Source organism: Vibrio sp. VGrn 2, from assembly GCF_009361695.1.
GTDB classification, from domain to species: Bacteria; Pseudomonadota; Gammaproteobacteria; order Enterobacterales; family Vibrionaceae; genus Vibrio; species Vibrio diabolicus.
In genome coordinates, this window is sequence record NZ_RBWD01000013.1 from 129,118 (window position 1) to 140,786 (window position 11,669).

At 44.9% G+C, this 11,669-nt stretch carries 4 protein-coding genes and 2 pseudogenes; 3 read left to right on the forward strand and 3 right to left on the reverse strand.

The annotated features are described in order from the left end of the window. Positions 1-165: 165 nt before the first annotated feature. Both D8S93_RS25435 and D8S93_RS25440 read left to right on the forward strand, forming a co-directional pair. Positions 166-2,769 (forward strand): annotated as a pseudogene (locus tag D8S93_RS25435) (Calx-beta domain-containing protein); the annotation flags it as partial. A 198-nt stretch (positions 2,770-2,967) separates the two neighbouring features. Then, positions 2,968-5,271 carry a VWA domain-containing protein gene (locus D8S93_RS25440; protein ID WP_413743280.1) on the forward strand — a complete coding sequence of 768 codons (2,304 nt, stop codon included), beginning with the start codon at positions 2,968-2,970 and terminating at the stop codon, positions 5,269-5,271. 134 nt (positions 5,272-5,405) lie between these two features. Here the strand turns inward: D8S93_RS25440 and D8S93_RS19555 are convergent. From D8S93_RS19555 to D8S93_RS19565, 3 genes and pseudogenes are all read right to left on the reverse strand, one after another. Further along, positions 5,406-6,435: pseudogene (locus D8S93_RS19555) on the reverse strand (IS481 family transposase). Between the two features lie 125 nt (positions 6,436-6,560). Beyond that, a complete protein-coding gene (locus tag D8S93_RS19560; protein ID WP_193621650.1) occupies positions 6,561-7,175 on the reverse strand; it encodes an OmpA family protein in 615 nt (204 codons plus the stop codon). A 2-nt stretch (positions 7,176-7,177) separates the two neighbouring features. Next, on the reverse strand, positions 7,178-8,494 hold the full coding sequence (locus D8S93_RS19565) for a TolC family outer membrane protein (protein ID WP_170891452.1): 1,317 nt from the start codon (positions 8,492-8,494) through the stop codon (positions 7,178-7,180). Between the two features lie 401 nt (positions 8,495-8,895). Here D8S93_RS19565 and D8S93_RS19570 point away from each other — a divergent pair. Further along, positions 8,896-11,669 (forward strand): Calx-beta domain-containing protein (locus D8S93_RS19570; protein ID WP_319803046.1); only part of this gene is annotated, 2,774 nt, incomplete at its 3' end.

Genomic DNA, 11,669 nt, shown 5'->3' on the forward strand with positions numbered 1-11,669 from the left:
GTTACTATACCTCCAGGTGTCGCTGAAATTAAAGTCGCAGTCCCGACCAAACTAGATAATGTCCATGAAGGTGATGAGAGCTTTGGTCTGACGGTTACGGAAATCGGTAGTGTCACCAGTAATGGTATTGCAACTGGTAACGCAAATATTGTGGATTCTGATCCTGCACCTTTAGTTAGTATTAGTGCCGTTCAAAACAGCGTAAATGAAGGTGAAACGGCAGGCTTTACGCTGACACTTGATAAAGTTGCAGATGAGAGTGTTACGGTTCATGTCGAATATAGTGGCGTGGCCCAAGATGGAAAAGATTTTGTTGGTGTTCTGAGTGTTGAAGTTCCTGCGGGTCAATCTTCAGCTGCTCTTGACTTACTGACGCTCACCGATGGTATTTATGAGGGCGCAGAATCTTTCACAGTAACCATTAAAGAGGTGGATGGCGCTGATGCGAGCATTGCTTCAAATAACAGCGCAAGTGTTGTGATCGTTGATGCCCAAAGTGCACCGAAAGTGACTATTGGCTCAGATCAATCCTCAGTTGATGAAGGTAGTGATGCAAAATTTATCGTCAACATTGACCAAAAAGCAGATGAAGATGTACTGGTAACATTCACAATCGGCGGGAATGTTGATGACAAAGATTATATTGCACCAAGTACGTACACAGTCACGATTCCAGCGGGTAAAACCTCGGCGCCGATTGATATAAAAACTCTCGATGATGGTATTTACGAAGATCTTGAAAACCTAACTGTGACTCTAATTGATACGGTTGGTGCAGATTCGACGCTTGCAAGTGACTCGAATGAAGCAACAGTCTCTATTATAGATGCTCAGCACGCTCCAGAGTTTATTTCTGACGGCGATAGTGCTGGTGACAAACCAAATGATGATGTTTACGACTTCGGGTCAGTTAACGAAAACACGGTGAGTGGGTCCGTTATTGGTACGGTCGTTGCTGAAGATCACGATAATGACGTGCTTGTATACCGCTTTGCAGATGGCTCGACCACTAATGGTATTTTTGATATCGACCCGACAAGCGGAGAGATTTCATTGAACAAGACAATCGATGATGTTGACTTGGGCGATTATACGCTTCAGGTTGAGGTTATCGATGGAACTGGCGGGATTGATACTGCCGAGGTCAATGTTTCTCTGGTAAATGTGAATGATGCACCTGAATCTTCGCCTTCCGCGGTTGAGATGAGTGAAGATACCCAAGTGATGCTTGATTGGTCATCATTCGGTATTAGCGATGTGGACTCTAACGTATCAGAGCTCTCCGTCCAAATCACAACGCTTCCTAGCGATGGGTCATTAGAGTATAAAGATTCGCAGGGCGATTGGCAGTCTGTCCAAATCGATCAAGTGCTTGATAAATCGCTCTTTGATGAAAACAGTGTTCGTTTTGTACCTGAATTAAATGAGTCTGGCAGTGACAGTTTCGGCGGAAATCAAGTCGGAGACCAGGAGTCTAGTTACGCTCAAATTGGCTTTAAACCAACAGATGGACAGAGTACCGGTCAAGAGTCAACACTGACAATAGACGTAAACCCTATCGCTGATAAACCGAACTTAATCGCAGTGACGCACGAGAACTCATTACCCCAACAAGAGTTTAACGTTACGACATGGAGTAATGTTCAAGTTGGTTCTAGTGATGGTATGGGGGTCAATGGAGAGACTCTAATCTCAGCGATCAACGCTCTTGATGAAGCCGATGGTACTCGATTGAGTTGGGCAAATGTAGAAGATTTAGGTACTAATGCGACCTTAGCAAATGAGGCCGTTCTCGTTACATCTCTTGTTTATCTGGAAGCTGGTTCGAGTTACGACTTTGTTGGCCAAGCAGATGATAGCCTTGCTATCAAGTTGGGTGGTACGTTACTTGATCAAGCTCGTTGGGGTAGCGACAGTGGTGATATTAAGGGTGCTAGCTTTACCCCTTCGGTATCTGGCTTTTATCCAATTGAAATTTATCACCATAACCAAAGTGGTCCGGGTAACTTTAATGTGGATGTATCCATTAATGGACAAGCACCTGTCAATCTGAGCAACAGCAGTCTTTACGTAGTTAGTGATGAAAGTGCACTAGAAGCAACTGATATCAGAACGTCTGAACTACAAGAAGTTAATGGTGTTGCGTTTTACGAAACATATCAGCTGAACGAAGGGTTACAAGATACAGCGATACCGCTCTCTGAAATTAAAGCAAGCTTAAATGATACAGATGGCTCTGAATCACTTAAAGTCACGCTAACTGGCTTACCTGTAGGTGCGATCCTTTCAGATGGAAACAGTTCTATTACTGTAGCAACCATTGATGAAGAACTGGACGTGACAAGCTGGGCATTAGATGCACTTACAGTGACTCCACCAGCGGGCTCCCATGATGACTTCACAATCAATTTGACAGCAACGAGTACAGAACGCGCGAATGGTGATTCAGCAGAATCTAACTTGGCGATCAATGTTGTAGTACATGAGAACTTACCGACGGAAACGGAAAGTGATATTGGGAAGACCAACGAAGACAATTCGCTACAGGGTAACGTATTGCGTAATGACTCTGATGACGACAACCTTCTGATGGTTGATCACATTACTATTAATGGCACTGACTATGCGGTAGGTGAAAACGTATCTTTGACCAGTGGCACTTTATTAGTAAACCAAGATGGTAGTTATGTATTTGAACCTACCGAGCACTGGTCAGGTGATGTTCCATTAATTAATTACACCACAAATACTGGCGCAACAAATACGCTTGATATCAACGTTGTCGCAGTTGCAGATGCCCCTGCGATCACGATTAATGTTGGAGAGTTAGTAAAAAGAGATGCTGTTGATCCTAATCACAACTTAGCCACTTCTGCGATAGATAAAACGCCTACAGAGAATGAACTCGTCGCTGCTGATCTTGGTTTGGATGATGTCGTGCAAAAAAATCACTCATACGCCGGAGTGATGCTAGGTGACAACAACGATAGAAGTGATACCGATAGCTTATTCGTTGGGACTGATTACAATGACACCTTCTATGGTGGCGGCGGTGATGACGTATTTATTGGCGGTGGTAATAACGACTCTTTCTATGGTGATGATGCGTCCACTATTACAGATTATGATGGCCAAGATACGGTTTACTTAACTGGAAACTTCAGTGACTACAAAATGACCTTCAAAGACGATCATGGAGGTCAAGTTCCATATTGGATTTTGCTAGATAATCGTTCTATCGATTCGGTAAACGACCACACAGGTAGTGATGATCGTGGTGATCACTTATATGAAATTGAACGAATTGTTTTTGCAGACAAAGTCGTTGAATTGAAGCCCGACGGCACCTATGAAGTGCTTCAAGAGCGTTGGATTCCCGTTGATATTAACGTTGATTTGGTTGATGTCGATGGAAGTGAGAGCTTGGCGCAAACTGTTTTTGTGGAAGGTTTGCCGGATGGTGTAGAGCTGTATATCGATGGACATGCCGTTAATCAGGACGCAAACGGTAGTTATCTTGTCACCCTGGATGCTAACGGTAAGGTCTCTTTAGATATCAGAGTGCCGTTTGATTATGAAGGTAGTCTAGAGTTCCCACTAAGCGTTACCGCGACGTCGGTTGAAGAAGCAAATAATGATGCCGCTTCAACAACAGAGTCTGTTGCGCTTACAGCTCGTGACTATGTTATAGAGTCGGGTTCACATGGGAACGATCAGATAACGGGCAGTGACGATCACGATATTATTGTTGGCGATGTCCAAGGATTGGAGATTATTGCGGGTCAGGACTACAACATCGCCTTTGTTTTGGATACTTCAGGGAGCATGGGTAACTGGGTAGGAACTGCGAAGCAAGAAGTACTAGATGTGTTTGATGAACTGTTAAGCGCTGCAAATCAGGGTGAGAAGCCTGGAACAGTGAATATTCACCTCAGTGAGTTTGCTTCAAGTGCGTCAGCAGTTATTTCCGTTGACTTGAGTTCTCCAACAGCAAGAGATGAGTTTGTAAAAGAACTGAATAGTGCTATAGGTGATGAGGGTGACGGCGGCACAAACTATGAGGCGGGTTTACAGTCAGCTGTTGAATGGTTTAGCAGTCAACCTAACCCTAATGGCCAAAATATCACGTACTTTGTTACTGATGGTCAACCAAATAGAGCAACGCATCTCTACCATTTAGCGCAGAATGAATTCTCGAAAGTGATTTTGGATGTCGATGATTCTGGCAAGCTTGTTACCCTGCAAGATATAGTTAGTAGCAATAATTATTCATACGGACAGACGGTTACCTACAAAGGTGATGTCGTTATAGATAGTTACGGTCAGGTATATTCACCGCTAACAGGCAGAATTCTAGGGGATATCGACAGATATTATGGTTCTATCCGTTACGATGATGAACGTGGCAGCTCAACACAAGCTCAACATATGTATCAAGTATTAGCAGCATTGTCTTCAGTAGAGTCGATAGGTCTTGGTAGTGGTGTTGATGAACAGACACTTAAGCAGTATGACACTGATGGTGTGGTAGAGTCAGATATCGATGTTACTAAACTTGCTGAAACGATATTGGGTCAAGATGTGCCCCTAAAACAAGGCTCAGACACGATTCAGGGTGGAGAAGGTGACGATATCTTGCTGGGTGATTTAATTGAATTTGGCGGTAATGAGCAAGGTTTGAGTGCGATTCAATCACATGTGGCACAGCAAACGGGTCAAGATGTTTCTACCATTGATGGTGAAGACATCCATGAATACGTTAAAAATAACCTAGAAGAATTCAACCAATCTCACCAAGGTGATAAGTCGGATAACTTATCTGGTGGTGCTGGCAACGATTTACTGTTTGGTCAGGGGGGTAACGACATACTCGTTGGTGGTGAAGGTGATGATATTCTGATTGGTGGTTTGGGTAATGATATCTTAACGGGAGATGAGGGCTCTGACATCTTTAAGTGGAGTGAAGTGACCAACGAGGTTGATACGGTTACTGATTTCAACAAAGATGAGGATACTTTAGACTTCTCCGATCTGTTTGATGACTTATCAAAAGATGAAGTTGGTGAGCTTCTTACTGATCTTCAATCAGGTGATCATACTGGTGATGTCGGAGAGTATCACGTAGAAGTGGCACCAGATGGCGGCTCGGAAGCGAACTTGAGTATTACGAAAGGTGGCTCGACATTGGACATCCATTTTGATGGTGCAAGTGTCGATGATGTGACTCAAAGTCTGATTGCAAGTTTAGAAGCGCAATACAAAGACATGTAGCATGTCTAGCCACAGGTGAAATTGAAAATCAAAAAAGGTCTAGCATTTTGCTAGACCTTTTACTTTTAAACTCAGTTGTACTAATTCAGACCTGATCTGACAGTTACCCACTTTGCGACTTGGTGCCTGTCAGATTATATCTGGGCTAAATTCTTTTCGGCCCAGATTAATTTCCCATCCTCTAATGTTTCTATTGGCGTTCTGCCACAGCACATTTTTCCTTGATGAGTACGATGATTGTTGTAGTAGTCCATCCATTCGTCCAGATCTTTCTGTAACTCTTCCATCGAACCATACAGTTTCTTTCTGAAGGTCACTCGGTAGAACTCATTCAATATGGTTTTGTGGAAGCGTTCGCAGATACCGTTTGTTTGTGGAGACATGGCTTTAGTCTTAGTGTGGTCGATATCATTGATCGCTAAGTAGAGCTGATAATCATGCTGCTCGACTCGACCGCAGTATTCAGTTCCTCGGTCAGTTAAGATTCTGAGCATTGGTAGCTCCTGAGCCTCGAAGAACGGTAGAACTTTGTCATTCAACATATCAGCAGCGGTGATCGGTGTTTTTGTCGTGTAGAGCTTGGCGAATGCGACTTTGCTATAGGTGTCAACGAAGGTTTGCTGATAGATGCGTCCAACACCTTTCAAGTTCCCAACATAGAACGTATCTTGAGAGCCGAGATAACCTGGATGTGCTGTTTCTATCTCACCACACGCCTCATCATCATGCTTTTTGCGCTCAAGGGCTGCAACTTGCTCCTCCGTTAATATAATGCCGTTCTCTGCGACCTGTTTCTCCAGAGCAACAAGGCGTTTTTTGAAGTTCTCTAGGTCATTGCGAAGCCATATTGAGCGAACGCCACTAGGAGAGATAAACACACCAAGTTTCCGCAGTTCATTGCTTGTTCTGACTTGACCATGTGCAGGGAAGTCGATGGCGTACTTGAGAACTGCTTGTTCAGTTTCACTATCGGCACGATTCTTCAGGTTTGGTGTTCTACGGCTTTGGTTAGATACCACCAGTTTCAACTAACTCTTGATAACGATAGAAAGTGTCTCTTGATACGCCCATGACCTTGCAGGCTTTTGATACATTGCCGAGTTCTTCTGCAAGATTGAGTAGGCCAGCTTTGTGTTTGATGATTGGGTTGTTAGTATGAAGCATGAGAGTTACCTCTTATTGTCTTTGATTACGGATTCAGCACCTTTAATCAAAGTGGGTAACTCTCTTCTTTTCAAATTGAAGTGTCAGATCTAGTCGGAACTAATACAACTCAGTTCATCGCGATGTTAGCTCTTAGGAAGTGTCGTGAAAACGGTCCACTCTTTCTTCACTTCACCCTTGTGGCCAATCACTGTTGCGGTTACTCGACGGTTCAATGCGTGACTAACTTGGTCTGTACCTTGTGTCGCAAGTACTGTGTCTCCATAGCCGACAATGGTGACTCTATCCCCACTAATGCCATTCTTCATGAGTTCTTTTCTAACGTTCTCAGCGCGGCGCTTGGATAAGTCGAGATTGTGCTCTGCAGTACCAGTACGACTAGCATAGCCCTGAATCTCTATCGATGTATTTGAGTACTCCTTCAAGAAGTCGGACAACTCACGAATTTGTTGTGTAAAGATAGGGTTGATCACGTCGGAATCGTTCGCGAACAGAACTCGAATTTGCATTTCTTGCGAGGAGTCGACATACGAACCGCAGCCATCGTTATCTATCTCGGCACCTAAAGGAGTACCCGGACACAAATCGCGCTCATTAATGACTCCATCAGAATCATCATCTATATGATCAGCCCACTGATCGGCAATTGGCGTATCAATATAATCATATTCATCGCCTTTATCGGATGAACTACATGCCGAAATCATCAATGAGAGTGCAATAAGAGTTATGTGTTTCATAATTAATACTCCACTTCTTCTAGCCATTCTTTAGGCATTTCGACCCTTAAAGCACTCAACAGTTGACCTGTTGCGTTCATCACTCGATATTTGGCGTACTGCTCTGCGTATTTAGAATCTAAGTAGTCTTTACGTGCCTCAAAGAGTTCGTTTTCAGTATTCAATAGATCAAGCAGCGTTCGCTTACCAATGCGATATTGTTTTTCATACGCAATAACGGTTTCAGATGCCGAGTCTACATGATCTGACAGGAACTCTTTTTGCTGTAGGGTCAAATCCAGTGCGCTCCATGAAAGCCTTAACCCTTCTTCAACATTGCGATAAGCACCTTCACGTAAGTCTTTCGCTTTGTTTAACTGATAGGCGAAGTTTTCTGAGTTTGCAGCGTCACTGCCGCCATTAAATAGGTTGTAGCGTAGACGCAGCATGGCAAGTGTCTCATCACTTCGACCTTTTAAACCATCAGCGTCGTCACGCCATGTTTGCGAAGCTTCAATGGAAATGGTTGGGTAATTAACACCTTTAGATTGTTTGTATTGAAACTTAGCCGAGTCTACGTCTGCGAGCGCGACCTGAATGACAGGGTGCAGCTCAAATGCCAAACCTACCGCTTCATCAATGGTGTATGGAATGAAATTCTGATCCGCTCTTGGAAAGATCAACCCTTGCGGGGTTTGACCCACTAAACGAGTGAACATAGTGTGAGAGTCATACAGGTTATTTTGAGCAGCCGCTAAGTTGCCGTGTGCTTTTGCCAAACGTGCTTCTACTTGCGTTAAGTCAGCGGTAGAGCCGATACCCGAGTTGACTCGTTTTTTAATGTCTTCGTAAATATCTTTGTGAACAGCCAGGTTGTTTTCAGACAGCTTGAGTATTTCGTAAGCTTTTACTGCATCTAGATACACTTTGGTGACTTCAAGTGCTTTATCCGATGCATCGGCTAAAAGTTGAAATCTTACTGATTCAGCGTCAGCTGCGGTACGATCGATATCATTTAAGGTTGCACTGCCATCCCATATGAGCTGAGTTAGTGTTACCGAAGCTTCCTTTCGAGTGTAATCTGTATCCCCACGTCCCACCTCGTCAGAAGGGTCTAATCCTTCATACCCAATTCCCGCATCTAGATCAATAGAGGGCAAGTAAGCACCCGAAGAGGCTTCATTTACGTATTTTCTGCTCGTAAATTCATTAAATGCACTCTTAATGTCAGGATTGTTTTTTAACGTCAATGCCACTGCTTGCTCTAAAGTTTGACCGAAAACGGGTATAGACACCATTAAACTACAGCAGCAAGCAATATTTAGTCGGTTCCATTTCACGGTATTTCTCCTAAAAATTCGTGTTGCTTTTTGCTATTTCATCTCATAACTGAGACGAAACATCATAAATAACAGTGCTTGAGTAAGGGATTTATCAACCTACTGTTAAAACAAAGCTTTTGTTTCAAAAATCCAAGATTTCGCCTTTTAAAACCTTAGCACATATGTCGAATGTTGCTTAGCAACATAGCAAGTTTAGCTCGGAGAAAAGCTTGAATTCTTAATATCATAGCGTTTCACGGCCTGTGTCACTCTGAGCTTTTTTGTAACTCTGCCCCTAGAGTTATCAAACGTCCTACAAGCTACACATACAACGAAAATATGATGATTTTGACTAAACTATAGACGTAAATGTAGAGGTGACAAACTTTTGACTTGGTTTGAAGTGGGGCGAGGTAGATATGGATCGAGTAACTTTGAGCTCATTGATGGGCAACATCGTGGTTATCGGGCTGGATGGGGAAATCAGGACCCTAGAAGAGGGACAACTACCTCAACCAGGAGAGTTAATAATTGATGAGGTATCAGATACTTCTGAGCTTGTGATCGAGCAGGTGACACCACAAGGAAGTTCGATAAATGTAACTGATGATATCACAGCGTTAATTGAAGCAATTGCTAGTGGGGAAGACCCGACTGAGCTGGGTGAAGAGTTTGAGCCTGCTGCAGGTGAAGGAAACGGGTCTAGCCCACAGAATACGGGAGCTATAGATCGCACAGGTGCTGAATTACTCGCTAGTACCAATTTTGAGACAGTGGGAACTGACGGAACAGGATTTTCAAGTACTCAGGTAGAGACGCTACTCGATATTTTCCAAATACAACCACCAGAACCAACAGCAATATCAGTTCCTGCAACAGTAATTGTTCAAGAGATTTCTAGCACAACTGTCAATGAGGGCGATCTGGTTTCCTTCGACGTCACACTTAACCAACCAACAGAAGACAATATCAATATCACTTTTTCTCTGTTCGATCAGACTGCTACTGGTGGTTCTACTGACGAGAGCGGCAGCGACTACGTTAACGAGAGTGTTCTCATAACATTTTCCGATGGCACAACAGAAGAAATCTCAGTCGATGACAACGGTATTTTTACTGTGTCGGTCCCGTTAGGTGAAAAAGGTTTTACGGTTTCTCTCGATTCTATAAATGACTCTATATTCGAAGGTCCAGAAACATTTACGCTTTCTGGCAACACAGAAGAACAAAGTACACCTGCAACTGGGATTGCAACCATTGTTGATGATGGTAGTGGGCCTGGTTTAAGTCCTGATGATGATCGTCCAACGGTAACGATGAGCGATGCAGGGACGATTAATGAAGGTGAGTTAGCCAGCTTTAAAGTGTCTTTATCGAATCCATCAGCTACAGATGTTGAGGTCGAACTAAGTCTCAACCTAGGTGATACAGAAGCCGGCGACTTAGGCACCTTGGAATACAACACGGGAAGTGGTTGGGTCACGGTGCCAAACGATGGTGTGGTGACCGTGCCAGCTGGGCAAACTGAGTTTGATGTACGCATTGCTTCTATTGATGACGCCGTTTATGAAGGTCCTGAAGATTTCAGTGTGACGGTGACTGGCATTGGGGCGGTACAAGGCAGCGATACGGGTACAGCTACGATTGTGGATGACGGCAGTGGTCCAGGACCAGATCCCGACGATGACCGTCCAAGCGTGAATATTACGGATGCTGGCACCATTAATGAAGGTGAAACAGCGAACTTCAAAGTCACTTTATCGAACGCGTCTGAAGCGGAAACGCAAGTAGAGTTGGGTCTTAATCTTGGCGATACCGAGGTTGGAGACTTGGGCACCCTAGAATACAACACGGGAAGTGGTTGGGTTGCAGTGCCAAACGATGGCGTGGTAACGGTGCCAGCCGGGCAAACCGAGTTTGATGTGCGCATCGCTTCTGTTGATGACGCCGTTTATGAAGGCCCTGAAGATTTCAGCGTGACGGTGACTGGCATTGGGGCGGTGCAAGGCAGCGATACCGGTACGGCAACGATAGTGGACGACGGCACGGGTCCAGGCCCCGATCCGGATGATGACCGTCCAAGCGTGACTATCTCAGATGCTGGCACCATTAATGAGGGTGACACAGCCAACTTCAAAGTGACGCTATCGAACGCCTCCGAGTCCACTGTTCAAGTCGAGCTAGGCCTCAACTTGGGCGATACCGAAGCCGGTGACTTAGGCACCTTAGAATACAACACAGGTTCCGGTTGGGTGACAGTGCCAAACGATGGCGTAGTAACGGTGCCAGCAGGGCAAACCGAGTTTGATGTGCGTATCGCTTCCATTGATGACGAAGTCTACGAAGGTCCAGAGAACTTCACGGTAGACGTGACCGGTCTTGGTCCTGTCCAAGGTACCGATACGGGTGCCGCAACCATTGTTGACGATGGTACTGGCCCAGATCCCGATCCGGATGATGACCGTCCAACGGTATCTATCAGTGATGCAGGCACAATTAACGAAGGTGACACCGCCAATTTCGTTGTATCACTGACCAATGCTTCTGAAGCCCCAGTTGAAGTGCAGCTCGACCTTAACCTCGGTGATACCGAAGCAGGTGACCTTGGTACCCTTGAATACAACACTGGCTCAGGATGGGTTGCAGTGCCTGTCGATGGTGTAGTGACTGTACCAGCAGGCTTAACTGAGTTTGATGTACGCATTGCTTCTATTGATGATGAAGTCTACGAAGGTCCAGAAAACTTCACGGTAGACGTGACCGGTCTCGGTCCTGTTCAAGGCACCGACACGGGTACCGCAACCATTGTCGATGATGGTACGGGGCCAGAGCCAGATCCGGATGATGACCGTCCAACGGTTTCTATTAGCGATGCTGGCACGATTAACGAAGGTGGCACTGCTAACTTCGTTGTCTCGCTGACCAATGCCTCTGAAGCGCCAGTTGAAGTTCAACTCGATCTTAATCTCGGTGACACCGAAGCTGGCGATTTAGGCACACTAGAGTACAACACCGGCTCTGGTTGGGTTGCAGTGCCTATCGATGGTGTAGTGACTGTACCAGCAGGCTTAACTGAGTTTGATGTACGCATTGCTTCTATTGATGATGAAGTCTACGAAGGTCCAGAAAACTTCACGGTAGACGTGACCGGTCTCGGTCCTGTTCAAGGCACCGACACGGGTACCGCAACCAT

Coding starts and splice junctions, on each gene's coding strand:
- D8S93_RS25440 (WP_413743280.1), top strand. CDS start 2,968: ATGCTAGGTGACAACAACGATAGAAGTGATACCGATAGCTTATTCGTT.
- D8S93_RS19560 (WP_193621650.1), bottom strand. CDS start 7,175: ATGAAACACATAACTCTTATTGCACTCTCATTGATGATTTCGGCATGT.